General features: G+C 68.6%; 24 protein-coding genes and 2 pseudogenes. 15 read left to right on the top strand and 11 right to left on the bottom strand.

Translation table 11 applies throughout. The features are described 5' to 3' along the window. Entirely contained in the window at positions 1-1,005 is a 1,005-nt protein-coding gene (locus tag QUE79_RS01830; RefSeq protein WP_286346818.1) for a sugar phosphate isomerase/epimerase family protein, read from the top strand. Positions 1,006-1,107: 102 nt separating this feature from the next. Here the strand turns inward: QUE79_RS01830 and QUE79_RS01825 are convergent, their stop codons facing one another. After that, entirely contained in the window at positions 1,108-2,124 is a 1,017-nt protein-coding gene (locus QUE79_RS01825) for a LacI family DNA-binding transcriptional regulator (RefSeq protein WP_286346817.1), read from the bottom strand. A gap of 253 nt (positions 2,125-2,377) precedes the next feature. Here QUE79_RS01825 and QUE79_RS01820 point away from each other — a divergent pair, with 253 nt between their 5' ends. The 7 genes from QUE79_RS01820 (at position 2,378) to QUE79_RS01790 (ending at position 8,772) form a co-directional block, all read left to right on the top strand. Further along, positions 2,378-3,358, top strand: a complete 981-nt coding sequence (locus QUE79_RS01820; RefSeq protein ID WP_286345161.1) for an ABC transporter substrate-binding protein — start codon at positions 2,378-2,380, stop codon at positions 3,356-3,358. A 23-nt stretch (positions 3,359-3,381) separates the two neighbouring features. Continuing rightward, entirely contained in the window at positions 3,382-3,618 is a 237-nt protein-coding gene (locus tag QUE79_RS01815; RefSeq protein ID WP_286345160.1) for a hypothetical protein, read from the top strand. 120 nt (positions 3,619-3,738) lie between these two features. Continuing rightward, positions 3,739-4,587 carry a carbohydrate ABC transporter permease gene (locus tag QUE79_RS01810; protein WP_286345159.1) on the top strand — a complete coding sequence of 283 codons (849 nt, stop codon included), beginning with the start codon at positions 3,739-3,741 and terminating at the stop codon, positions 4,585-4,587. Further along, positions 4,580-5,455, top strand: a complete 876-nt coding sequence (locus tag QUE79_RS01805) for a carbohydrate ABC transporter permease (RefSeq protein ID WP_434011025.1) — start codon at positions 4,580-4,582, stop codon at positions 5,453-5,455. The genes QUE79_RS01810 and QUE79_RS01805 overlap by 8 nt, the downstream gene beginning before the upstream one ends. A 30-nt stretch (positions 5,456-5,485) precedes the next feature. After that, positions 5,486-6,322, top strand: coding sequence for a ThuA domain-containing protein (locus QUE79_RS01800; protein WP_286345158.1), 837 nt, complete (start codon positions 5,486-5,488; stop codon positions 6,320-6,322). Between the two features lie 64 nt (positions 6,323-6,386). Then, entirely contained in the window at positions 6,387-7,454 is a 1,068-nt protein-coding gene (locus QUE79_RS01795; protein ID WP_286345157.1) for a Gfo/Idh/MocA family protein, read from the top strand. A 124-nt stretch (positions 7,455-7,578) separates the two neighbouring features. After that, positions 7,579-8,772 carry an ROK family protein gene (locus tag QUE79_RS01790; protein WP_286345156.1) on the top strand — a complete coding sequence of 398 codons (1,194 nt, stop codon included), beginning with the start codon at positions 7,579-7,581 and terminating at the stop codon, positions 8,770-8,772. Positions 8,773-8,847: 75 nt separating this feature from the next. Here QUE79_RS01790 and QUE79_RS01785 read toward each other — a convergent pair whose 3' ends face one another. Further along, on the bottom strand, positions 8,848-9,513 hold the full coding sequence (locus QUE79_RS01785) for a GntR family transcriptional regulator (protein ID WP_286345155.1): 666 nt from the start codon (positions 9,511-9,513) through the stop codon (positions 8,848-8,850). A 197-nt stretch (positions 9,514-9,710) separates the two neighbouring features. Here QUE79_RS01785 and QUE79_RS01780 point away from each other — a divergent pair, with 197 nt between their 5' ends. Further along, positions 9,711-10,997 carry an adenylosuccinate synthase gene (locus QUE79_RS01780; RefSeq protein ID WP_286345154.1) on the top strand — a complete coding sequence of 429 codons (1,287 nt, stop codon included), beginning with the start codon at positions 9,711-9,713 and terminating at the stop codon, positions 10,995-10,997. Between the two features lie 395 nt (positions 10,998-11,392). Here QUE79_RS01780 and QUE79_RS01775 read toward each other — a convergent pair whose 3' ends face one another. After that, positions 11,393-12,001, bottom strand: coding sequence for a maleylpyruvate isomerase family mycothiol-dependent enzyme (locus QUE79_RS01775; RefSeq protein WP_286345153.1), 609 nt, complete (start codon positions 11,999-12,001; stop codon positions 11,393-11,395). Between the two features lie 65 nt (positions 12,002-12,066). Here QUE79_RS01775 and QUE79_RS01770 point away from each other — a divergent pair, with 65 nt between their 5' ends. Further along, on the top strand, positions 12,067-12,492 hold the full coding sequence (locus QUE79_RS01770; RefSeq protein WP_286345152.1) for an organic hydroperoxide resistance protein: 426 nt from the start codon (positions 12,067-12,069) through the stop codon (positions 12,490-12,492). 224 nt (positions 12,493-12,716) lie between these two features. Here the strand turns inward: QUE79_RS01770 and QUE79_RS01765 are convergent, their stop codons facing one another. Together QUE79_RS01765 and QUE79_RS01760 are read right to left on the bottom strand one after the other, a co-directional pair. Continuing rightward, positions 12,717-13,403, bottom strand: a complete 687-nt coding sequence (locus tag QUE79_RS01765) for a hypothetical protein (protein WP_286345151.1) — start codon at positions 13,401-13,403, stop codon at positions 12,717-12,719. A 92-nt stretch (positions 13,404-13,495) separates the two neighbouring features. Further along, positions 13,496-13,630, bottom strand: coding sequence for a hypothetical protein (locus tag QUE79_RS01760; protein ID WP_286345150.1), 135 nt, complete (start codon positions 13,628-13,630; stop codon positions 13,496-13,498). Positions 13,631-13,984: 354 nt separating this feature from the next. Here QUE79_RS01760 and QUE79_RS01755 point away from each other — a divergent pair, with 354 nt between their 5' ends. Together QUE79_RS01755 and QUE79_RS01750 are read left to right on the top strand one after the other, a co-directional pair. Then, a complete protein-coding gene (locus QUE79_RS01755; RefSeq protein WP_286345149.1) occupies positions 13,985-14,302 on the top strand; it encodes a chorismate mutase in 318 nt (105 codons plus the stop codon). Further along, positions 14,299-15,315, top strand: a complete 1,017-nt coding sequence (locus QUE79_RS01750; protein WP_286345148.1) for a lactonase family protein — start codon at positions 14,299-14,301, stop codon at positions 15,313-15,315. The genes QUE79_RS01755 and QUE79_RS01750 overlap by 4 nt, the downstream gene beginning before the upstream one ends. A 123-nt stretch (positions 15,316-15,438) precedes the next feature. Here the strand turns inward: QUE79_RS01750 and purL are convergent. The 4 genes and pseudogenes from purL to QUE79_RS01730 all read right to left on the bottom strand — a co-directional run bounded on the left by purL (position 15,439) and on the right by QUE79_RS01730 (position 20,121). Then, a pseudogene (gene purL, locus QUE79_RS01745) lies at positions 15,439-17,767 on the bottom strand (phosphoribosylformylglycinamidine synthase subunit PurL). Beyond that, a complete protein-coding gene (purQ, locus tag QUE79_RS01740) occupies positions 17,764-18,474 on the bottom strand; it encodes a phosphoribosylformylglycinamidine synthase subunit PurQ (RefSeq protein ID WP_286345147.1) in 711 nt (236 codons plus the stop codon). The pseudogene purL and the gene purQ overlap by 4 nt, the downstream one beginning before the upstream one ends. Further along, positions 18,474-18,740: a phosphoribosylformylglycinamidine synthase subunit PurS gene (locus QUE79_RS01735; protein ID WP_286345146.1), complete on the bottom strand. Its 267-nt coding sequence runs from the start codon at positions 18,738-18,740 to the stop codon at positions 18,474-18,476. Before QUE79_RS01735 ends, purQ begins: the two co-directional genes overlap by 1 nt. A 463-nt stretch (positions 18,741-19,203) precedes the next feature. Further along, positions 19,204-20,121 carry a cytochrome c oxidase assembly protein gene (locus QUE79_RS01730; protein WP_286345145.1) on the bottom strand — a complete coding sequence of 306 codons (918 nt, stop codon included), beginning with the start codon at positions 20,119-20,121 and terminating at the stop codon, positions 19,204-19,206. Between the two features lie 84 nt (positions 20,122-20,205). Here QUE79_RS01730 and QUE79_RS01725 point away from each other — a divergent pair. After that, positions 20,206-20,669 (top strand): annotated as a pseudogene (locus QUE79_RS01725) (Fur family transcriptional regulator). 30 nt (positions 20,670-20,699) lie between these two features. Beyond that, positions 20,700-22,205: a catalase gene (locus QUE79_RS01720; RefSeq protein WP_286345144.1), complete on the top strand. Its 1,506-nt coding sequence runs from the start codon at positions 20,700-20,702 to the stop codon at positions 22,203-22,205. Between the two features lie 87 nt (positions 22,206-22,292). On the opposite strand, the gene QUE79_RS01715 is transcribed toward QUE79_RS01720, so the two are convergent. Continuing rightward, positions 22,293-22,889 (bottom strand): GNAT family N-acetyltransferase, encoded by a 597-nt coding sequence (locus QUE79_RS01715; RefSeq protein ID WP_286345143.1) that lies wholly within the window; start codon positions 22,887-22,889, stop codon positions 22,293-22,295. 201 nt (positions 22,890-23,090) lie between these two features. Beyond that, positions 23,091-23,576, bottom strand: coding sequence for a GNAT family N-acetyltransferase (locus QUE79_RS01710; RefSeq protein ID WP_286345142.1), 486 nt, complete (start codon positions 23,574-23,576; stop codon positions 23,091-23,093). Between the two features lie 631 nt (positions 23,577-24,207). Here QUE79_RS01710 and QUE79_RS01705 point away from each other — a divergent pair. Continuing rightward, positions 24,208-24,699: a hypothetical protein gene (locus QUE79_RS01705; RefSeq protein ID WP_286345141.1), complete on the top strand. Its 492-nt coding sequence runs from the start codon at positions 24,208-24,210 to the stop codon at positions 24,697-24,699. The last annotated feature ends 13 nt before the right edge of the window (positions 24,700-24,712 follow it).

Raw genomic sequence — 24,712 nt, 5'->3', positions numbered from 1 at the left:
ATCACCCGACCGATCACCCTGTTCACCGGCCAGTGGGCCGACCTGCCGTTCGAAGAGGTGTGCAAGCTCGCCGGCGACTGGGGGTACGACGGGCTGGAGATCGCCTGCTGGGGCGACCACCTGGATCCTGATCGCGGCGCCACCGACGACGCCTACATCGCCGATCGGAAGGCCATCCTGGCCGAGAACAACCTGCAGGTGTTCGCCATCTCGAACCACCTCAAGGGGCAGGCGGTCTGCGACGACCCGATCGACCAGCGCCACCGAGACATGCTGCCCGACAGCGTCTGGGGCGACGGCGACCCCGAGGGCGTCCGCCAGCGCGCGGCCGCCGAGCTGAAGAACACCGCTCGCACCGCGGCCCGGCTCGGCGCCGCGACCGTCACCGGGTTCACCGGGTCGTCGATCTGGAAGTACGTCGCGATGTTCCCGCCCGTGCGCGACGAGCTCGTCGAGGCCGGCTACCAGGACTTCGCAGACCGCTGGAACCCGATCCTCGACGTCTTCGAGGAGGTCGGCGTGCGGTTCGCGCTCGAGCCGCACCCGAGCGAGATCGCCTACGACTACTGGACCACCAAGAAGACCCTGGAGGCCATCGGGCACCGGAAGTCGTTCGGCATCAACTGGGATCCCAGCCACATGGTCTGGCAGGATCTCGACGCTGTCGGGTTCCTCTGGGACTTCCAGGAGCACATTTTCAACGTCCACTGCAAAGACACGAAGAAGCGACTCAACGGTCGCAACGGCCGCCTGTCGTCGCACCTGCCCTGGGCCGACCCGCGACGAGGCTGGGACTTCATCTCGACCGGTCGCGGTGACGTGCCGTGGGAGGACGCCGTCCGGATGCTGAACGCGATCGGCTACACGGGCCCGCTCTCGGTCGAGTGGGAGGATGCCGGCATGGATCGCCTCGTCGGGGCGCCCGAGGCTCTGGAGTTCGTCCGCGGCCTCTCGTTCCCGCAGCCGTCGTCGGCCTTCGACGCCGCCTTCGCCCAGGACCGCTGACCCCGGCCACCCGCCCTGCGCCGCGGTGGGGGCGGGCCGAGGGAGGTCCGGGCGGGTCTCCGCCTACCCGCCGACGCTTGCCGCAGCCCGCCCGCGCTCCGGTCAGGCGGGCGCGGGCGCGGTCGAACCGGCGACGTGCAGGAGGCACGGCAGCAGGAGGTGGGGGAGCTCGGCGTCGGGCGCGGCGGCGCCGTCCAGCTGCTCGATCAGGGCCTCGACGGCGAGCTTGCCGAGTTCGTGACCGGGCGCGTTCATGGTGCTCAGCACCGGCTCCGACTGCGCCCCCGCCTCGTCCGACGACGCGATCGACAGAACCGAGACGTCGTCGGGAACCCGGCGACCCGCGGTCGAGAGGCCGCGCACGAGGCCGAAGGCGGAGTCGTCTTTCATGACGATGACCGCCGAGATGTCGGGCTCCGTGGCGAGGAGATCGGCGGCGGCCTGCCGCCCGCCCGCGGCACCGGGCCCGCACGTGACGACGTGGGGCAGAAGACCGCGGCGCGTCATGGACTCGCGGAACGTCCGCTCGCTGCGGATGTGCGGCGCGTAGCCGGCCATCGAGGTGCCCTCGAGGTCTTCGATGACGAGACCGATCCTCCGATGCCCGAGCCCCGTGAGGTAGTCGAGGCCGTCCTCCATCGTCTTCTCGAAGTCGATGTCGACGAAGGGGAGGTGGGTCGTGTCGGCGGTGCGTCCGATCGAGATGAACGGGACTCGGAGATCGGTGAGCCTCTCGATCCTGCTGTCTTCCATCTTGACCTCCATCACGACGACGCCGTCGACGAGACCGCCCGAGAGGAGATCGCGGAGTTCGTCGGGTCCGGTGACGACCGGCCACAGGACGAGGTGGTATCCGAGCTCGGACGCGCGGTTCGCCGCGCTCATGAAGAACTTCATGGAGGTGCTGCCGAGGCGGTGCTCGAGGGCGGGGTGCAGCAGCGCGATGATCCTGGTGCGCTTGCTGGCGAGCGCGCGGGCGACGACGTTGTTGCGGAAGCCGAGCTCGGCCATCGCCGCGGTGACGCGTTCGCGCGTGGCCGGAGAGACGCGTTTCGTGCCGTTGACGACGAAGGACACGGTCGCTATGGAGACGCCCGCACGGGTGGCCACTTCTTGCATCGTCGCCACAGCGGACTCCTCCCTTCGCGCGATTAGCCACAGCGTATCCGGCAATCGTCGAGAAAAAGTCAGTTAACCGCTTTACTGGATAAGCGCTTTACTGTTAGCGTTCTGGAACTCGGGAACGCAGCGAAGCGCTCCGGCTCCGCTCGGGCACCACGACAGTGGGCTCACCCGATCGCGGCAGCCAGTGATGTCGCGTGCAGCACCCCGCACCCATCAAGAGAAGAGCTAAGCAATGAAGCCTAGATTTTTGAATCAGCGCCGATCCAAGAAGGTCGGCACCGTCATCGGTGCGGTCGCCATGATGGCCACCGTTCCCCTCGTCCTCTCGGGCTGCTCCGGCAGCTCCTCGTCGTCCGCCGGCGGCAAGGTCACCTCGATCAACGTCCTCGACTACTACAACCAGGGCAACGACAAGACCGTCATCGGCGACTACCTCGACAAGTGCGGCGCCCAGGCCGGCGTGAAGATCAACCGCACCGAGGTCCCCGGCGGATCCCTCATCCAGAAGGTCCTCCAGCAGGCCTCCTCCAAGACGCTGCCCGACGTGCTGATGCTCGACAACCCCGACATGCAGCAGATCGCAGCCACCGGCGCCCTCTCGCCGCTCTCCGACTACGGCATCAAGACCGACGGCTACGCCAAGGGCGTGCTCTCGGCCGGCACCTACAAGGGCAAGGTCTACGGGCTGGCCCCGACCGTCAACACGATCGCGCTGTTCTACAACAAGGACGTGCTCGCCAAGGCCGGGATCACTCCTCCCACGACGTGGGCGGAGCTCAAGACCGACGCGGCCAAGCTGACCAGCGGAAGCCAGTACGGCTTCGCGGTCGACGCGAACGCCACGTACGAGGGCACCTGGCAGTTCCTGCCCTTCATGTGGTCGAACGGCGGCGACGAGAAGAACATCGACACGAAGGGCACCGAGCAGGCCCTCCAGCTCTGGACCGACCTCGTGAAAGACGGGTCCATGTCGAAGAGCGTCGTCAACTGGACGCAGGCCGACGTGAACGACCAGTTCCTGGCCGGCAAGACGGCGATGATGATCAACGGCCCGTGGCAGATCCCAGCGCTCAACGCGCAGACGAAGGTCAAGTACGGCGTCGCGCAGATCCCCGTCCAGTCGGCGAGCGACACCGCCGTGGCGCCCTCGGCGGCGAGGTCTGGACCGTCCCCAACACGGGCGACTCGGCGAAGCAGAAGGTCGCCGCGAAGGTCGTCGACTGCCTGAACTCGACGAAGAACCAGCTCGCGATGGCCAAGCTGCGCTTCACGATCCCCTCGAAGACCGCGGCGGCTCAGCAGTTCGCCACCGAGGTCCCGTCGGAGAAGGTCTTCGTCGACCTCGTGGCGAACGCCCGGGCCCGCACGGGCGAGCTCGGAGCCGACTGGCCCAAGGCGGCGACGAAGATCTACACGGCCGTGCAGTCGTCCCTGACCGGGCAGTCGTCTCCGGCCGACGCCCTGAAGAACGCGCAGGCGAGCAACTAGCATGACCTCCACTGCGCAGAGCATCTCGCCGCAGCGGGCCGCCGGGAACGAGACCGCCGTCTCGTCCCGGCGGCCCGGCCGCGGCGCGGCGGACTCAAGTGGGAGCGCTTCTTCCAGTTGATGTTCCTCGTGCCGGCCGCCGTGTACCTCATCCTCTTCTTCGGCTACCCCGTCGTGAAGAACATCATCATGAGCTTCCAGGCGTACACGACGACGACCTTCTACACGGGTGTCGCCCCCTGGGTCGGCATCCAGAACTACGTCCACGTCATCACCTCCCAGATCTTCGGGACCGCACTGCTCAACACGGCCCTGTTCACGATCGGGTCGATCGTGGCCCAGTTCGTCCTCGGCCTGGCCTTCGCCCTCTTCTTCCGGCGCAACTTCCCGCTCTCGGGTCTGCTCCGCTCGCTGCTCCTGCTTCCGTGGCTCCTGCCGCTCATCGTCTCCAGCGCCGTCTGGAAGTGGATCCTCGATCAGGACTCCGGGGTGCTCAACCAGTTCCTGCACGGCTTCGGCCTCGGGTCGGTGCCGTGGCTCACCAGCACCTCCGTGGCGCTCATCACGGTGATCGGCGTCAACGTCTGGATCGGGATCCCGTTCAACACGACGATCCTCTACGGCGGACTCCAGGACATCCCGCCGGAGCTCTACGAGGCCGCGTCCCTCGACGGCGCGACCGGCTGGAAGGCGTTCACGAACGTCACCTGGCCGCTGCTGCGACCCGTCGTGAGCGTGACCCTCGTCCTCGGCGTCGTCTACACCATCAAGGTGCTCGACATCATCCTGGGCCTCACCAACGGAGGCCCGGCGAACTCGACGCAGACCATCGCCACCCAGTCGTACGAGCTGTCGTTCAAACAGTTCGACTTCGGACAGGGCGCGGCCCTCAGCAACATCCTCATCGTGATCTCGGCGCTCTTCGCGATCGTCTACCTCCGACTGAACAGGAAGGCCGTCGATGACTGACAACGCCCTGCCCCTTCGCGTCGCCACGCAACGCGAAGTCGCCACGAAGCCCCGCGTGAAGCGTCACCGGACCAAGTGGCTCTCCACGGCCATCGGGATCCTGTTGCTCTGCATCATGCTGTTCCCCGTCTACTGGATGATCAACATCTCGCTGCAGCCGGCCGGCCCGGCGATCGAGGCGGCCTGGTTCCCGATCCACGCCCAGCTCAACGGCTACGTGCAGGCCTTCCACGACCAGGCGGGCAACCTCGTCACGAGCCTCTTGATCGCCCTCGGCAGCGTGGTCATCAGCCTGGTCATCGCGACGCCGGCCGCCTACGCCCTGGCGCAGTTCAAGGTGAAGGGCGTCGGGATCGTCCTCTTCGGGATCCTGATCTCGCAGATGATCCCCGGCATCGTCGTCGCCAACGCGCTCTACGCGGCGTACAACGACCTCCACCTGCTCAACTCGATCCCCGGGCTGATCCTCGCGGACTCGACGGCCGGCATCCCGTTCGCGATCCTGATCATGCGGGCGTTCATGCTGAACATCCCCACCTCGATCATCGAAGCCGCGAAGGTCGACGGCGCGGGCAATTTCCGGGCGTTCCGCTCGATCGTGCTGCCGATCAGCTTCAATGCCCTGATCACGGCCGGGCTGTTCACGTTCCTCTTCACCTGGAGCGACTTCCTGTTCGCTCTCACCCTCACCACGACGCAGAACGTCCAACCGATCACCCTCGGCATCTACCAGTACATCGGCACGTTCACCGCCGACTGGTCGACCGTGATGGCGGCGGCCGTCATGGCGTCGATCCCCGCGATCGTCCTGCTTCTCGCCGCTCAGAAGTTCATCGCCGCCGGCGCCACCGGCGGAGCGGTCAAGTAGTCACTCCCAGAAGACACCGAAAGGCACACCATGGCTAACCCACTCCGCGTCACCGTCTGGGGCGAGAACGTCCACGAGAAGGTCGAGGCGCACGTCGCCGAGCGCTATCCGAAGGGGATGCACGGCGCGATCGCCGAGGGCATCCAGGAGAACCTCCCGGACGCCGAGATCAGGATCGCGACGATGGATCAGCCCGAGCACGGGCTCACTGAAGAGGTTCTCGCGAACACCGACGTCCTCACCTGGTGGGGTCACGCTGCCCATGGTGACGTCGACGACGTGGTCGTCGACCGGGTCCACCGTCATGTCCTCTCCGGTATGGGGCTACTGGTGCTGCACTCGGGTCACTGGTCGAAGATCTTCGGCAAGCTGATGGGGACGACCTGCACTCTGCGCTGGCGGAGCGAGCACGACCAGGAGCTCGTCTGGACGGTCGACCCGCAGCATCCGATCACGCGCGGCGTCCCGAACCCGATCGTCATCCCCGAGCAGGAGATGTACGGCGAGTACTTCGACGTCCCGACGCCCGACGAGCTGATCTTCATCTCCGGTTTCACCGGCGGTGAGGTGTTCCGCTCGGGCATGACCTATCGTCGGGGCCTCGGCAAGATCTTCTTCTTCTCGCCGGGCGATCAGGATTTCCCCGTGTATCACCACAAGGACGTCCGGCGGGTGCTCGCGAACGGCGTCGAGTGGGCGCGCCCGGAGCGTGAGCGCGAGATGCCGACGCTTCGTCGCTACGACATCCACGAGTATTTCGAGGGCCAGCACTACGCGGGGCCGTTCGACCACCCGCTCGAGGCTCCGGCTCCGGCTCCGGCTTCGGCTTCGGCTTCGGCTTCGGCTTCGGCGAGCGTGGACGCGTGAGCGCCTTCCGTCGTGCGGGTTCCCCCGGCGAGAGGCTGCGGGTGATCCAAGTGGGGGCAGGGGGATGGGCCAGGCGTGGCTCCGGAACGACCGGGCGAACGCCGACGTCGAGCTGGTCGGCATCGTCGACCTCGACCTCGACGCGGCCCGGGCGGGGGCGGCCGTCTACGGCGACGACTCGATCGCGGTCCACACCGACCTGGCTCGGCTGATCGACGAGGTCCGGCCCGACGCGATCCTGGACATCACCGTCCCCGCCGCGCACCACCCGGTCACGACCGACGCGCTCTTCGAAGGTCTGCCGGTGCTCGGCGAGAAGCCGGCCGCGCAGAATGTCGCCGAGGCGCTGTCTCTCGCGGCCGCGGCGGAGGTGACGGGGGAGCTGTTCATGGTGTCGCAGTCGCGCCGCTACAACGACCACCTCGTCGCGTTCAAGCAGCACGCCGGGCTCCTCGGCGACGTCGGCACGGTCACGACCGAGTTCTTCCGGGCGCCGCGGTTCGGAGGTTTCCGGGAGGAGATGGACAACGTCCTCCTGCTCGACATGGCGATCCACCCGTTCGACTCGGTCCGGTACCTCCTCGACCGTGACCCGGTGTCCGTGTACTGCGAGTCGTACAACCCGTCCTGGTCGTGGTATCGGGGCGACGCGGCGGCCAGCGCGGTGTTCGAGTTCGAGGGCGGCATCCGCTACGCGTACAGCGGGTCGTGGTGTGCGCCCGGGGCCGAGACGAGTTGGAACGGTGCCTGGCGGGTCTCGGGGGCGAACGGCTCGGCGCTCTGGAACGGTGACGACGCCCCGACCTCCGAGACGCCCGCCGCCGATCCTGCTGCTCTTGCGGCGCTGCCCTCGGTCGGCGCGGAGATCGCCGGCTCTCTCGCGGCGTTCGTCGCGGCCCTGCGGACGGGCGAGACGCCCGACGGCGAGGTTCACGGCAACGTCATGAGTCTCGCGATGGTCGAGGCGGCCATCGAGTCGAAGGACACGGGCACCAGGATCGCGATCGACGACGTTCTCGAGCGCGCGTACGAGTCCGCGGTGCGGTCCGAGCGCCGCGACGACGTCCGGGCTCAGCTCGAGTCGTGGTCGAGCGTCCGCGGAGCGCTCCAAGGGTCCGCGGTCACGGCCTGAGACCGGTTCGGCGGTCCTCGGAGGCGTCGGCGCGCCTGCGGGGACCCGCCGACACCGGCGAGCACCCGCCCACACCGCGGCCCACCGGCGGTGCCGCGATAGTCTCGCTGCAGAGGGAGGCACCGTGACGGATGTCCAGCAGCGCAGCACGCGCGGAAGCAACCCCGACCGCGTGCGGCAGCACAACCTCTCGACCGTGCTCGGGCTGGTCCACCGCTCGCAGGGCGTCTCCCGCTCCCAGTTGACGCTGGCCACCGGGCTCAACCGCTCGACGATCGCCGCTCTCGTCGGCGAGCTGACCGACGCCGGCCTGGTCCGCGAGAGCGAGCCCGCGGCGAGCAACCGGGTCGGCCGACCGAGCCCGGTCGTGGCGGCCGCGCCGGGCGTCGTGGCGTTCGCCGTCAACCCGGAGATCGACGCCGTGACCGTCGGCGTCGTCGGCCTCGACGGCACCGTGCAGCGCAGGATCCGCCGCGAGACCGACAGCGTCCCCACCGCTCGCGAGGCGGCAGACCTCGCCGCGAGCTCGATCCGCGACGTGCTGCGCGAACTCCCCTCGGTGCAGCGCGCCGTCGGCATCGGAGTCGCCGTGCCCGGCCTCGTGCGCCGCGGCGACGGGCTGGTGCGCCTGGCGCCGCACCTCGGCTGGGTCGACGAGCCCTTCGTCGAGCTGCTCCGCGAAGCCACCGGTCTACCCACGACGGCCGACAACGACGCCTCGCTCGGCGCCTTGGCCGAGAGTCTCTTCGGCGCCGGACGCGGGGTCGGCACCCTCGTCTTCCTGAATGGTGGCGCCTCCGGCGTCGGGGGCGGCGCGATCGTCGACGGGCGCCCGCTGCAAGGCTTCGAGGGGTACGCCGGTGAGCTCGGGCACACGCTCGTCAACTCGAACGGCGTCACCTGCCACTGCGGCGCCGTCGGCTGCCTCGAGACCGAGGTGGGCCAGGCCGAACTGCTGCACGCGCTCGGCCGTGCCCGGGGCGATGACGACGACCTCGACGCCCTGCTCGCGGCGTCGACCGACCCCGAGGTGCTGGCCGAGGTGGAGCGTCAGGCGGGCTACCTCGCGATTGCCCTGCGAAACGTCATCAACCTGTTCAACCCCGAGACGATCGTGCTGGGCGGATTCCTCGGCGCCCTGTTCGGAGTGGCAGGGCCCAGGATCGAGAGCCTCGCCACCCGGGGAGCCCTCCGCGGACCCCGCGAGACGGTCCGCCTCCGCAGGGCCGAACTGGGCAGTGGCCGCCTGATGATCGGCGCGGCCGAGCTCGCGTTCGCCGCGCTGCTCGCTGATCCTGCGGCTCTCGCTCGTTCTTGAGCTTGGGCTTGGGTCTGGGCTCGAGCCCGAGCCCGGGCGTTGGTGTTGGTTTGGACTTGGGCCTGGGCCCCTGCTTCAGGCGGCAGCCACCTCCAGCTCGTGAAGGCGGTGCAGGGTCTCGCCGGCGAGCTCGGCCGCCACGGCGTCGCCGCGGAGGACGGCCGCGCGGAGGTCGGCGAGCGGCTGCAGCATGGCCGGCCAGTCGAAGACGGCAGCGGAGTCGGGGAGCCGCAGCTTGTAGGCGAGGCCGGACGACGTCTCGCGACAGACCCGCGTGAGGTGGGCGTTGCCGCAGTGCTCGACGAACAGGTCGAAGAGCTCTTGGTAGTGCCGATTGAGCGAGAGGGCCTCCCCGCGCCCGATGTCGGCGAGGCAGACGTCGATCATCGTGACGGCCTGGTCGCGGGCGGCCTCGGGGAGCCTCGGCGTGGCGAGCAGCACGGCGCCGCCGAAGAGCACTCCGAGTGTCTGGACGACCTCGAAGGCCTCGTCGTCGCGGGGAGCTGCGACGCGGGTATAGCGGTTGGGCGAGATCTCGATGAACCCGGCGTGCTCGAGGTCGGCGAGTGCCTCGCGGATCGGGGTACGGGAGCAGCCGAGCCAGGCGACGAGATCGTCGTCGAGGAGGCGCTCGCCGGGTTGCAGGACGCCGTCGAGGATGGCCTCGCGGATCTGGTCTCGGATGCGGTCTCGCAGGAGGACCCGCGATGCGGCGGGAGCGGTTTCGGAGGGGATGGGCATCGGGGTGCTCCTCGATCGAAGGGGTTCGGATCCCTCCAGGCTCGCACCTGGTATGCAGACTGTCAAGTATCGCAGCAGAATGTCAATTCTGTTCTCACGATCGAGCGGGGCGGTGATCCTGCCCCTCCGATACAATGGGGTGGACCATCGGCCTTCGGCCCCCAGGGTCCACTCCCCTTCTGCAAAGGAGACGACCCATGCCCGCAATCGTCATCATCGGAGCCCAGTGGGGCGACGAAGGTAAAGGCAAGGCGACCGACCTGCTCGGCAGCCGCATCGACTACGTCGTCAAGTTCAACGGCGGCAACAACGCCGGTCACACGGTCGTGATCGGCAACCAGAAGTACGCCCTGCACCTGCTTCCCTCCGGCATCCTGACCGAGGGCGTCACGCCCGTCATCGGCAACGGCGTCGTCATCGACATCGAGGTGCTCTTCGACGAGCTCGACGCCCTGATCGCCCGCGGTGTCGACGTCTCGAAGCTCAAGGTCTCGGCCAACGCCCACCTCATCACGCACTACCACCGCACCCTCGACAAGGTCACCGAGCGCTTCCTCGGCAGCCGCTCCATCGGCACGACCGGTCGGGGCATCGGCCCGGCGTACGCCGACAAGATCAACCGCGTGGGGCTGCGGGTCCAAGACCTGTTCGACGAGAACATCCTGCGCCAGAAGGTCGAGGCGGCTCTCGACCAGAAGAACCACCTGCTCGTCAAGATCTACAACCGCCGCGCGATCAGCGCCGACGAGGTCGTCGACACGCTGCTGTCGTACGCCGAACGCCTGCGCCCGATGGTCACCGACACCGCCCTCGAGCTCTACAACGCGCTCGAAGACGGCAAGACCGTGCTCTTCGAGGCCGGCCAGGCGACGATGCTCGACGTCGACCACGGCACCTATCCGTTCGTGACCTCGTCCTCCTCGACGGCGGGCGGCGCCGCCACCGGCTCCGGAATCGGCCCGGGCAGGATCGAGCGCGTCATCGGCATCGTGAAGGCGTACACGACGCGCGTGGGGGCGGGGCCCTTCCCGACCGAGTTGTTCGACGCGTCGGGTGAATTCCTCCGCTCCAACGGCTTCGAGTTCGGCACCACGACCGGTCGCCCGCGTCGCTGCGGCTGGTACGACGCCCCGATCGCCCGCTACTCGGCCCGCATCAACGGCGTGACCGACTTCGTGCTCACCAAGCTCGACGTGCTGACCGGGCTCGAGACGATCCCGGTCTGCGTCGCCTACGACGTCGACGGCGTCCGCCACGACGAGATGCCCGTCTCGCAGAGCGACTTCCACCACGCCAAGCCGATCTACGAAGAGTTCCCGGGCTGGACCGAAGACATCACCGGCGCCCGCACGTTCGACGATCTGCCGGTCAACGCGCAGAACTACGTGCTCGCCGTCGAGGCCAGGAGCGGCGCGCGCATCTCGGCGATCGGCGTGGGCCCGGGTCGTGACGCCATCGTCGAGCGGCACGACCTGCTCGGCTAGTCCTGCCCGCTGCCTGTCCTGCCCCTGCCCCTGCCTGCAGCCTGCTGCCTGCCCGCCCCTGCCTGCCCCGCTGCTGCCTGCCCCGCTGCTGCCTGCAGCCTGCTGCCTGCCCCGGCCCTGCCTGTCCCTGCCAGAAATCGAAGGGGATTTTCGGCTGACGCCCCGTTCTGCCGCATGAAGCAGCTCGGGTCGGAAGAATCCCCTTCGATTTCTGGAGGGCGAGGCGTTGGCGCGGGCTGGCGGTCGGCGCGCGGGCGTCGGCGGGAGGGCGGTCAGCGCAACGCGCGGGGTGGCGGACGGGGGCGGGCGGCGGCTTGCCAGCACGGCGGAGTCGGCAGCCTGGGTAGGCGCGCAGGCAGCGGGGCAGGCGCGAGGCGCGGCGCAGGCGCAGCGGCCTAGACGATGCTGAAGCCCTCTGGCAACGGCTGGCGGCCGGTGAGGGCGAGCAGCAGTTCGTCGCCGTGGCCCCGGGCGACGGCGGTCCGTGCGCTCAGGCTCGCGGCCTCCGACATGACTGCCGCGGGCAGGCCGTGCGGCAGGCCCGTCGCGCGCGCCAGGTCGATCGTGTGGACGGTCAGCTCGAACACCCGCGTGCGGAGATATTCCGCGAGGGGAATACCCATCCCGCCGATCGACACCACCCGGTTCGAGAGCTGCGCGGCGAGGGCGGTGCGGGCCTCGGTGAGCGCCTGCCGGATCTTCGGCACCGGTTCGTCACCCAGCCAGCGTCCGGCCTCGATGCCGCGGGCCGCCACCGAGGCGTCGTCCCCGAACTGGGTCAGGGCGACGGTGTAGTAGTGCTCGGCCGTCGGCACCGTGACGTCGCCGGGTTCGTCGTGGGCGAGGTAGGTCGTCACCGTCAGGATGGCGCGCGTCGTGTGGCCGACCAGGTCGCGAACCGTCCACGATCCGAGACCAGGATCATCCCACCGACCGGGATCGATCCGGCTCACGAGATCGGCGAAGGAGTCGGCGGCCTGGCTGAAGAGTGCGACGCTGCTCATGGACACATCGTCCCATGGATCGAAGGCTCAGCAACTGTTCAGACGAAGGGTATGTGCTTGCGGGTATGACTCTTGAGATCGCCTATACCGCCATCGCCCACGCCACCGGTGGGGGCCGCGACGGCCACATCGTGAGCGAGGACGGTCGCCTCGACCTCGACACCCGCCCGCCCAAGGAGATGGGTGGCTCCGGAGAGGGCACCAACCCCGAGCAGCTCTTCGCCGCGGGCTATTCCGCCTGCTTCCTCAGCGCCCTCCACGGCACCGGAAAGGCCCTCGGTGTCGACACCAAAGACGCCTCCGTGTCGGCGAGCGTCGGCATCGGCCCGAACGGCGACGGAGGGTTCGGCCTCGCCGTCGAGCTCGACGTCTACCTGCCCAACGTTCCGGCCGAGCGTCGCCAGGAGGCAGCCGACGCCGCGCACAAGGTGTGCCCGTACTCGAACGCCACGCGCGGCAACGTCGAGGTCACCATCACGATCGTCGACTGACCACTCGCGCTCCGTGTCGAAGCCCGCTCCCGTTTCGGGGGCGGGCTTCGTCGTGCTCGAGCGCGCGCCCGACCCGGCCGCCCGAGCCCTCGCGCCCGACTCATCCGATCGAGCAGCGCGCCCGGCCGCCCGAGTAACCGCGCCCGGCCGCCCAAGCAGCCGCGCCCGACTCATCCGACCGAGCAGCGGCGTCCGACTCATCCGACCGAGCAACGGCGCCCGACTCATCCGACCGAGCAGTACGAGTCGGCCACGTCCGCGTAGGCGTCGGACGCGCTCGGCTCGGCGACGGCGACGTCGGTGAAGGTCGTGCCGGTGATCGGCAGGGAGAGCGTCTGGTAGCGGTCGGCCACCGTGGCGCTGCTCGAGGCGTAGAACTGCACGATCAGTGTCACCGAGGAACAAGACGGTGCCGCTTCGACGCGGACGACGAAGCAGTCGCCCGTGCCGACGCAGCTCGCCGCGGAGGGCGTGGCGGGGTTCAGCACCAGGGCGCTGACCGGCGGCCCGGTGTGGGCGGCCGGGGAAGGGGCCGGCCCCGGCAGACTGGCGCTCCCGCTGGCGACGGAGGTGCTGCCACCGGTGCTGTTCGCGCTGCCGAACGCCGCCGATCCTGCGCCGCTTCCGGCCTGCGACGAGCCGAACGCGTTCACGGCGATCGCGACGAGGGCGATGCCGGCCACCGCCGCGAAGATCGCAGTGCCGATGCGCCGGCCTCTGGCCTCCGTCGGGCTCTCCGGGATGCGGAACTGTTCGGTGACGCCGAGGTGGTTCTGATCGGCGGGCCACCGGCCGGTAAACGACCAGGACTCCGCGCTGCGCTGGGCCAGGAAGCGATCGAACGGCAGCGAGGCCGGCCCGGAACGTGCCAGGTGCTCTCCGTACGTCGTCGTGTCGAGGGTCTGCCGCACCAGGGCGGACCGATTGCGGACGAACGCCGTAAAGGACGCGCGTGCGCGCCGGAGGGCTCCCAGGTTGCGGGCCAGGTTGATCGGGCCGAAGATCAGCGCCCCCAGAAGAAGAAGCTGACGGTGAGGTGGAGTGTCGCCGGCAGGACCGTGAGGAGACCTCCGACGGCGAAGACCACCGCGCTGACCACGGCACCGTTGCGGAAGCGCGACGTGACACCGCCGGTCATCGCCTTCCAGCCGACCTCGTCTCGCGCCCACCAGACCCAGCCGGCCGGTGCCGGGGCGACACCGGGTGCCGGTGCCCAGCCGACGGGCGGATCCCAGCCCTGGTTCGCAGCCAGCCAGTCGACGCTCGGCTCCGGCCAGCCCTGCGGCCGATTGAACCGCAGCGGCAGGGGCGTCGCCGGGGCGGAGACGGGGATGGGCGGGGGAGATCCATGAGGGCTTTCGGTCGCGAGCGGGTGCCCTCCGAACCCTAGGGCTTCGGCTCGGGGGCTACCATTCCCCTGTTCTGGGCATGGCCGTTCGAATCCGGCGTCACACGGAAAACCGCCAGGCCCCGAACCGATAAAGTCGTGGGCATGGCTGACACGACCCCCGCGCACGCCGTCGAGCGACTCAACAGCATCCGCGAGAGCATCGACAACATCGACGCCGCCCTCGTCCACCTGCTCGCCGAGCGCTTCAAGTTCACCCAGTCGGTCGGAGTCCTGAAGGCCGACGCGGGGATGCCGCCCAGCGATCCGGAGCGCGAGAAGGTTCAGATCCGGCGGCTCAGAGCCCTGGCCGCCGAGTCGCACCTCGATCCCGCCTTCGCGGAGAAGTTCCTGAACTTCATCGTCGCCGAAGTGATCCACCACCACGAGCGCATCGCCTCGGGCGACGAGATCGTCCCGTGACCTCCACGCGGCTCTACGTCAGCGGGTACACGCCGACGAGCGGAGGCAAGGGGTCCGGCATCACGGTGTTCGACCGCGCGTCCGCCGACTCCGCCTGGCGTGCGGTCCAGGTCGTCGAGGCGGACGACCCCTCCTTTCTCGTGCTGACCGAAGGCGCGCTGCACGCGGTGTCGGAGACGACCGAGGGCCGAGTCCTGTCGTACACGGTGTCGGCGGGCGAACTCGTCGCGTCGTCGGTGGCCGCATCCGGCGGAGCGGCGCCGTGCCACATCGTTCACGACCCGGCGTCGGGCGCGCTCGTCGTGGCCAACTACACGGCCGGCACCTTCGCCGTCCTGGCGGCGGAGCCCTCCGATCCTGCCCGCGTCGCCCGCGTTCTCGCGCTTCCCGTGGGCCGCGGCCCCGTGCTCGATCGCCAGGGCGAGCCGCACGCGCACAACATCACGCCGACCCCCTGGGGCACGCTGCTGGTCAGCGACCTCGGCACCGACCGCTTCTACGAGGTGCGCGTCGACCCGGTCACGCTCGAGCCGTCGTTCGTGGCGGTCCACGCGATGCCGGCCGGCTCCGGCCCGAGGCACTTCGCCTGGTACGGATCGCAGCTGCTGCTCACGGGCGAGCTCGACGGGCGCTTGCACGTGCTCTCGCACAGCGACTCGGGCTTCGCCGTCGACTACTCGGTCGCCGCCTACGACACCGCCGTCGCCGGAGGAGGGGCGCTGCTGTCGCACGTCGTCGTCTCCGACACGCTCGTCTACGTCGGGGTCCGCGGGCGCGACACGATCACGGTTCTCGGCCCGACGTCCGCCGCCGACGGCCGACTCGGCGTCATCGCCGAGGTGCCCTGCGGCGGAAGCTGGCCGCGCCACTTCGCGTTCGACGACCGGCTGCTCTACGTCGCGAACCAGCTCTCCGACACCGTGTCGGTGCTGCCGCTCGACGCCGCGGGCGTACCCGGCGCGCCCGTCCTGCAGATCGAGCTCGGCAGCCCCGCCTGCGTCGTGTTCGCGTAGCCGGGCCGGCCGCCGGGCCGGTGTACTCGTCGAGAGGGCCGAATTGTCCGCTCGCGGCGACGCAAGCGGACAATTCGGCCCTCTCGACGACCCGAGAAGAGGGACGGGGAGAGGGCCGGGCTGCTACTCGCCGATCGTCGCGCCGAAGCGGGCCGGCAGCGTGCCGCGGTGCGCGGCGCGCAGCTCGTCGAGGCCGACGGTGAACAGCCCCTGCACTTCGAGTGAACGCGACAGCGCGTCGGTGACGCCGATGCGCGCGACCGGGTAGCCGCGACCCTCGCACAGGCCTCGGAACTTGACGTCGTCTTCGCGCGGGACGGACACGATCACGCGGCCGGTCGACTCGCTGAAGAGGGCGGTCGCGGCGTCGACGCCGTCGCGCTCGACGATCTCGTCGAGCCAGACGCGCGCACCGACGCCGAAGCGCAGCACCGCCTCGGCGAGGGCCTGGCCGAGGCCGCCGTCGCTGAGGTCGTGCGCCGACCCGATGAGCGACTCCTGGCCGCCGGCGGAGATCAGCGCCGCGAGGTCGCGCTCGGCCTGGAGGTCGACCGCGGGCGGGAGGCCACCGAGGTGGTCGTGGACGACACCGGCCCAGGCCGACCCGTCGAGCTCGAGCGAGGTCGTGCCGAGCAGGTAGAGGTTGTCTCCCTCGTCTTGCCAGCCCGAGGGGATCCTGCGCGCGACGTCGTCGATGACACCGAGAACACCGATGACGGGCGTGGGGTGAATCGGCTGCGTGCCGGTCTGGTTGTAGAACGAGACGTTGCCGCCGGTGACCGGGATCTCCATCTCGAGGCACGCGTCGCTCAGAGCCGACACGGTCTGCGAGAACTGCCACATGACCTCGGGGTTCTCGGGGAGCCGAAGTTGAGGCAGTCGGTGATGGCGACCGGGGTCGCGCCGGTGACGGCGACGTTCCGGTAGGCCTCGGCGAGGGCCAGGCGGGCACCCTGAGCAGGATCGAGCTGGCAGTAGCGTCCGTTCGCGTCGGTCGCGATCGCGAAGCCGAGACCGGACTCTTCGTCGACCCGGATCATGCCGCCGTCGTCGGGGAACGACAGGGCCGTGTTGCCGAGGACATACGTGTCGTACTGGTTGGTGATCCAGCTCTTGTCGGCGAGGTTCGGTGAGCCGAGCAGCGCGAGGAACTGCGCCCGGAGCTCGTCGCCGGTCTCGGGCCGGGGAGTCCGCGGGCCGTGTCGGCCTGGAGCTCGTCGATCCAGGTCGGGTAGGCGACCGGACGCTCGTAGACGGGCCCGTCGACGGCGACCGTGCGCGGCTCGACGTTGACGATCTCTTCGCCGTGCCAGTTGATGACGAGGCGGCCGGTGTCGGTGACCTCGCCGAGCACGCTGGTCTCGACGTCCCACTTGTCGACGACGGCCAGGAAGGCGTCGAGCTTCGACGGGTGCACGACGGCCATCATGCGCTCCTGGCTCTCGCTCATCAGGATCTCTTCGGCGGTCAGCGTGGGGTCGCGCAGCAGCACCTTGTCGAGCTCGATGAACATGCCGCCATCGCCGTTGCTGGCGAGCTCCGAGGTCGCACAGCTGATGCCGGCGGCACCCAGGTCTTGGATGCCCTCGACCAGCTCGTCGCGGAACAGCTCGAGGCAGCACTCGATGAGCACCTTCTCGGCGAACGGGTCGCCGACCTGGACGCTGGGCCGCTTCGTGGGGCCGCCGGCCGAGAACGTGTCGGAGGCCAGGATCGACGCCCCGCCGATCCCGTCACCACCCGTGCGCGCCCCGAAGAGCACGACCTTGTTGCCCGCACCCTTGGCGTTGGCCAGGTGCAGGTCTTCGTGGCGCAGGACTCCGACGCTGAGGACGTTGACCAGCGGGTTGCCCTGATACACCTTGTCGAAGACCGTCTCGCCGCCGATGTTCGGCAGGCCGAGGCAGTTGGCGTAGAAGCTGATGCCCGAGACGACGCCGTCGACGACGCGACGGGTGTCGTCGGCGTCGATGTCGCCGAACCGCAGTTGGTCCATCACGGCGACCGGGCGGGCACCCATCGAGATGATGTCGCGGACGATACCGCCGACGCCGGTCGCGGCACCCTGGAACGGCTCGATGTAGCTCGGGTGGTTGTGGCTCTCGCCCTTGAACGTGACGGCCCAGCCGCCCCCGACGTCGACGACGCCGGCGTTCTCGCCCATGCCGACCATGAGGTTCTTCTTCATGGTCGGGGAGACCTTCTCGCCGAACTGGCGGAGGTACATCTTGCTGGACTTGTAGGAGCAGTGCTCGCTCCACATGACCGAGTACATGGCGAGCTCGCCGCTGGTGGGACGACGTCCCAGGATCTCGCGGATCGAGAGGTACTCGTCCTCCTTGAGGCCGAGCGCGGCGTAGGGCTGCTCGCGGTCGGGAGTCGCGGCGGCGTTGGCGACGGTGTCGGGGACGTGCGTGCCGGGAGCCTGGGTGAGTTCGGTTTCGGTGGTCACTTGACGGGAGCCTCGATTTTCAGGGACGCAGCGATGACGGAGGTGAAGAAGGTGAGACCGTCGACGCCCGACGACATGGCGGCGGGGGTGTCGGGGCCGAAGCCGGGCTCGGTGGCGTGCTCGGGGTGCGGCATGAGACCGACCACGTTGCCGCGCTCGTTGGAGACGCCGGCGATGTCGTCGAACGACCCGTTCGGGTTGACCCCGACGTAGCGGAAGGCGACCTGGCCCTGGCCCTCGATGCGCTTGATGGTCTCGTCGTCGGCGATGAAGCGGCCGTCGGCGTTCTTCAGCGGGATCGTGATCTCCTGGCCCTGTTCGAAGCCGTTGGTCCAGTCGGTGGCCGCGTTCTCGACGCGGAGCCGCTGGTCGCGGCGGATGAACTGCTGGTGCGCGTTGCGCGTGTGGGCGCCGGGGATGAGGCGGGCCTCGGCCAGCATCTGGAAGCCGTTGCAGATGCCCAGGACGGGAACGCCCTTGTTCGCGGCGTCGACGACCTCGGTCATGATCGGCGAGAGGCTCGCGATGGCACCGGCGCGCAGATAGTCGCCGTAGCTGAAGCCGCCGGGAAGGATGATCGCCTCGACGCCTTCGAGGTCGTGCGAGCCGTGCCAGAGGGCGACGGGCGTGGCCCCGGCCAGGCGGACGGCGCGCTGGGCGTCGCGGTCGTCGAGCGACCCCGGGAAGGTGACGACCCCGATGCGCATCAGGCGGAGACCGTCGCGGCTTCGTCCTGGACCGTGATGGACACGACGTCTTCGATCACGGAGTTGGAGAACACGTCGTCGGCGAGGACCTTGACGTCTTCGAGGATCTCGTCGGTGACCTCGGCGACGGTGAGCTCGAAGCGCTTGCCGATGCGCACCTCGGAGTAGGCCTGACGACCCATGCGGGAGAGGGCGCCAGTCACGGCCTTGCCCTGGGGGTCGAGCAGTTCAGCCTTCGGCATGACTTCGACGACGATCGTGGGCACTGATTTGCTCCAATGAGTGAGGACGCGCGCGGACCGGTCAAGTCTACAAGTTCTGCCATTGGCGGCTGCCGCCAAGGCTCCTACCAGCGGGCTCTTATGCGCCGCCGCGAGAGTGGAGCTTGTTCGGAACGCATGGACCTTGTGATCGGGTCCGTTCCGGCTTCGCCCCGGAGTATCTGATCCACTCTGGTGGCGCGAAGAGGCCCGGCTATTTCCCCCGATAGCCGGGCCTCTCCCTGTTCCTCCAGCTGGTGCCGTCCCCTCCTTAAATCGAAGGGGATTTTCGCGCGAAGGCCCCGTCAGGCCGATAGAACGCGACGCCGGCGAAGAATCCCCTTCGATTTCGGGAGGGAGGGAGGGAGGGGAGGGAGGGAGGCAGGGAGGCCGGGGCGGCGGGCGGTGGCGCGCACGCACTCCAGCTGCCGACGGCGCCGAACGCGCGACGCCGACAGGGCGAGTGAACTCAGTCGCGGGCGAAGCCCCTGAGGTGCTCCTGCGTGAGACGCTCCATCTCTTCGTCGCTGAGTTCGTCGAGGACTTTCGCCTCGCTCCGGTCCGTGCGATTCCACCGGATGAACAGGTAGATCAGCACCGGGATGTCCGCCACCTCGGCGATCAGCCAGAGCAGGTCGCCCGAGAGCTGCTGATCGCGCAGCTGCGACGGGAACCACCCGGGCAGGAAGCTCGCCACGGCGTGCCCCTGGTCGAGCACGTGGGGCGTGATCCTGAGCACGATCGCCGGGATCGCGTCCAGGATCAGCTCCACGAACGCGAGCATGAACTCGGCCGTGATGTAGAGGCTCGTGTGGTGCAGCGTGTTGTCGAAGACCGGCAGGATCATCAGGAGTCCGACCAGCGGCACCAGCAGGGTGATGATCCACTCCGACCACGAGTTGTCGCGGAGGAAGAATGCCACCGGTGTGAGGAAGATCGCGAACGCGGCTAGGGCGAACAGGGGCGAGAAGATGGCGCTTCCGACCACCTTCATGAAGCGGGAGGTGAAGAACGCCTCCAGGATCGCGAGGGGCGCGGTCGACAGCGCCATCCTGGCCAAGTGCACGGGCCGGCCGAGTGCGAGCAGCGCGGGCACGACGAACAGCAGCAGTGCGATCCGGGTGGTGAACGCGAAGCGGAGGTCGTGGCTGTAAGCGCCGAGGAACCCGAACGAGATCACGGCGTACGACCCGAGCCCGAGGAGCACGAAGCCCAGGGTGGGCAGGATCTTCCAGTGGCCGCCCGAGCGGACGACGCGGACGATCCCGGCGACGTAGAGCGCGAGGGCGACGACGATCGCGACGAGGGCGACCGGGTCGAGCCGGAAGGTGAACAGGAGTGTGGTGACGGGAGGCGTGAGGAGTCCTAACCTGCGGGGGCGGAACAATTATGCGCCTGTCGCGGTGTCGTGATCCTGCGAGCATTCCTCGCTTGTTTTGAACCATTCAAAAGAGCGTGCAAGACTGGGGCGATGCAGTCGATCGACGCGAGCGAGGCCATTCGGGCCGCCGGCCTCCGGGTCACGGCACCGCGCGTCGCGGCCGTCGACGCTCTGCGGTCCGGTTCGCACGCCACCGCCGACGAGGTCTTCGAGCGGGTGGCCACATCGCTGCCCGGCACATCGCTGCAGGCCATGTACGTCGTCCTCGCAGCGTTGACCGGCGCGGGGATCCTGCGCAGGATCGAGCCCGCCGGATCGGCAGCGCGCTACGAGCTCCGTATCGGCGACAACCACCACCATGTCGTGTGCTCGCTCTGCGGAGCGATCGAAGACGTCGACTGCGTCGTCGGCGAAGCCCCTGCCTGGCCCCGTCCGACGCGGCCGGCTACCGCGTCCAGACCGCCGAGGTCATGTTCTGGGGTCTCTGTCCCGCGTGCCTGGCGGCCGAGGCTGCGGCGAGTGCCGATGATCCTGCGCCCTCCGGGGCTCTCTAGACCAACCCGTCCGATCAACAAGGAGACAAGATGACTGACGAGAACACCGACTTCACCACCACGCAGGCGGGCGCCCCCGTCGCCAGCGACGAGCACTCGCAGAGTGTCGGAGCCGACGGGCCCATCGCCCTCCACGACGCGTACCTGGTCGAGAAGCTGGCACAGTTCAACCGCGAGAAGGTGCCCGAGCGGATCGTCCACGCCAAGGGCGGCGGGGCCTTCGGAACCTTCACGACCACGGCCGACGTCTCGCAGTACACCCGCGCGGCGCTGTTCCAGCCGGGCGTCACCACCGAGATGCTCGCGCGCTTCTCGACCGTCGCCGGCGAGCAGGGCTCGCCCGACACCTGGCGCGACCCCCGCGGCTTCGCGCTGAAGTTCTACACGAGCGAGGGCAACTACGACCTCGTCGGCAACAACACGCCGGTCTTCTTCATCCGCGACGGCATCAAGTTCCCCGACTTCATCCACTCGCAGAAGCGGCTGCCGGGCTCGCACCTGCGCGATCACGACATGCAGTGGGACTTCTGGACCCTGTCGCCCGAGTCGGCCCACCAGGTCACCTGGCTGATGGGCGACCGCGGCCTTCCGGCCTCGTGGCGCATGATGGACGGCTTCGGATCCCACACCTACCAGTGGATCAACGCCCAGGGCGAGAAGTTCTGGGTCAAGTACCACTTCAAGACCGAGCAGGGCAACGAGATCCTGTCGCAGGCCGACGCCGACCGCATCGCCGGCGAAGACGCCGACTTCCACATCCGCGACCTCGCCGAGGCGATCGACCGCAACGACTTCCCGACCTGGAAGCTCAGCGTGCAGATCATGCCGTACGCCGACGCCGCCACCTACCGCTTCAACCCGTTCGACCTCACCAAGGTCTGGCCGCACAGCGACTACCCGCTGCACGAGGTCGGCACCATGGAGCTCAACCGCAACCCCGAGAACTACTTCGCGCAGATCGAGCAGGCCACCTTCGCCCCCTCGAACTTCGTGCCCGGTATTGCTGCGAGCCCCGACAAGATGCTGCTCGCCCGAATCTTCAGCTACGCCGACGCGCACCGCTACCGCGTCGGCACCAACCACGCGCAGCTACCGGTCAACCTGCCCCACACCGCGGTCAACGACTACTCCAAGGACGGCGCAGCGCGCTACCAGTTCTCGTCGGCCACGACGCCCGTCTATGCGCCGAACTCGGTCGGCGGGCCTGCCGCGTCGCCGTCGGCGCATGGAGACGACTCGGGTTGGGAGAGCGACGGCGTCCTCCAGCGCTCGGCGGCGACCCTTCACGCCGAAGACGACGACTTCGGTCAGGCCGGCACCCTCGTCCGCGACGTTCTCGACGACGCGGCCCGTGACCGCCTGGTCGGCAACATCGTCGGCCACGTCTCGAAGGTGACTCGGCCCGACCTGCTGCTCCGTGTTCTCGACTACTGGTCGAGCGTCGACGAAGAGCTCGGCCGCCGCGTCGCCGAGGGGATCAAGCCGTCGGCTCCCGGCTCGAACGAAGACCCCGCGACCGTCGGGATCCTGCAGTAGCGGTTCTGCCCCCGTCCCGGCCCCGCGGTCGTGCGCACGTGACGGCGTCTGCCGAAGGGGAGCGGCAGGTTGCGCACGACGAAGGGGTCAGACGAGCTGACCGTTCCAGTGGAGGTCTCCGGCGGGCCAGTCCGGTCGGACGACGTTGCCGGGTCGGATCAGCCAGCCGCTGTCGGACGACACGAGGGTCGAGGCGCCGTCGGCCGTGAAGTCGTTGTAGTGGCCGGTCACTCCCTCGAGGAGCTCCCAGCCGTGCTTGAGGTAGAACGGCTGCACGCGTTCGGCGGCTTCGAGTGCGCCGAACGGTACCGCCAGGTGATCGAGGGCAGCGTCGACGAGTCGCAGGAGCTGGCCGCCGAGGCCGGTGCCCTGCAGGATGGGGGACACGGCGACCATGCCGACGCAGCCGACGAGGAGGTCGGTCTCGCCGACCGTGACGAACTGGCGGCGGACGCCGGCGTGGGCGACGACGATCTCGCCGGAGCGAGCGACGACGCGCAACTCCGGTTGCATGCCCGCCCAACTGCGCGGTCCCTGGTACCAGTGCGCATAGTCGGGGAAGGCCCGGGACAGCATGGCCGCGATGGCCTCGTGGTCGTCGAGCCCGAGGGATCCCTCGGCGATGGTGGTGAAGTGGGGTTCGTAGGGCGTGCGGGTCGCCGCCGAGGCCGCCTGATCGGTCATCGCTTCACCGTACGCTCCCGTCCGGACGCGGGATGCAGGTGGCTGGCGTCTACTCCCGCGGGAGGGTGCGGCCGTAGCAGACCGCATCGGCGCTGTCGCCGGACTGCGGGACGGAGCGAAGCGCTCTATTCCCGCGGGAGGGTGCGGCCGTGGCAGACCGAATCAGCGCTGTCGCCGAACTGCGGGACGGAGCGAAGCGCTTTACTCCCGCGGGAGGGTGCGGCCGTAGCAGACCGAATCAGCGCTGCCTTTGTAGTGCCCGAACGCCGGCACGCGCACGTAACCCTCGCGCTCGTAGAAGCGAGTCGCGTCGGGTTGAGCGACGCCCGTCTCGAGCAGGAGCCTCGTCCAGCCGCGCTTCTTCGCGCGCTCCTCGAGGGCCCGAAGGACCGCCACGGCGGCACCGCTGCCACGATTCGACGATCGGACGAACATCCGCTTGATCTCGGCGTCGCCATCTTCGCCGTGAAGCTCGCGCAGACCGCCGCACCCGACGGGCTTGCCGTCGATGTACGCGACGACGAACTCGGCGATGTCGGCGGCCGTGGGCTTGACGCCCGGCTCGGAGTCGTCGGTGCCGTAGCGGATCGCGATCTCCGCCCGCTGCTCGCAGCGGAGGTGCGCACCCTGGGGGTCGGTCCACGGTCGATCCTCGATCTGGATCTCCGTCGTCAGTACGTTCGTCACTCCGTAATTGTGCATCTTCCGTCGGCCGAACGTTAATCACGCGGACACAGATTCGAGAAGAAACCTCAGCTCAGGGCGAACTGCCCAGCAACCATTCAGGCGATCGAGCACAGACGGTTCCGCCTTGATCGAATGTGCTCTTTAAGATATGAATACTCCATGTCTTCTACTGTGGGTAGAGATCTTGACGAGGAGGTAATCCTTTGGAGGCGCGAATAGGCGTGATGGGCGTTCTGGCTGTGGGCTCGACTCTCTCCGGCACCTCCGTGGCTGCGGCCGCGCCCGACGCAGGAGAGGACGATAGGTCGAGGCGGATCGGTGTGCTGGCCGCTCCTCAGGCAACCGGGGCGAACAACGGCCAGGGCGGATCGGTCAATGCCGAGGAGGTTCACTCCGCAACGTCCGCAAAGGCGACTGTCACTGCGCAGATCTCTGGTTCGCAGGGAGCGGAGGCGCCTTGGGACCACACGAATTCGGTCATGCTCGGCTACTCGGCGACGTCTGTGAGTTGGAACGCGCACGACGTGTGGGAGTGGAAATCGAAGGGTGGCAGGGTGTTCGGATCGGACGTGAAGTCTGCGCGGGTTCAGTGCGAGTGAACCGGATCGGATGCCGCGGTCTGGCTGGTGTGGTGACGACGACCCTGTGCCTGATCCTTCTCACGTCAGCATGCTCGGATCAACGACCCAAGGCGGTGTCGACGTCATCGCTCAGTGCGCTCCGAAAGAAGTATCCGGAGCAAATCGATCTGGCCCGCGCCAGAGCCGCCTGCCTGACTTCGAAGGGCTGGCCGGTCTCGGTCTCCGAGGATGCCTCGATTTCTGCAAATCTCCGACCGGGCACGGAGGAGTCCTACGACGATGACGACAGAACGTGTTTGAAAGAGTTGGGGGTCGACGTAGACGCGCCTCCATCGGACGCCCTTTTGAAAAGGGCATACAAAGAATCCAAAGCGGGCGCGGAATGCTTGCGGTCGGCTGGCTGGCAGATTTCGAGGGCGCCGACCTATGTCACGTTCAAAGACACCTACGACTCGGATGCTTGGTATCCGTGGGCGGAAGTGCCACTGGAGGACAGCGAAGATGCGATAACAGCGTGTCCAGCTCCGGAGCCGCACTATTGATGTGCTTCCGAAG

Origin of the sequence: Frondihabitans sucicola (genome assembly GCF_030296615.1) — a bacterium.
Classification (GTDB): domain Bacteria; phylum Actinomycetota; class Actinomycetes; order Actinomycetales; family Microbacteriaceae; genus Frondihabitans; species Frondihabitans sucicola.
The sequence above is the reverse complement of the archived record's forward strand: the minus strand, read 5'-3'. Positions and strand labels throughout refer to the sequence as shown.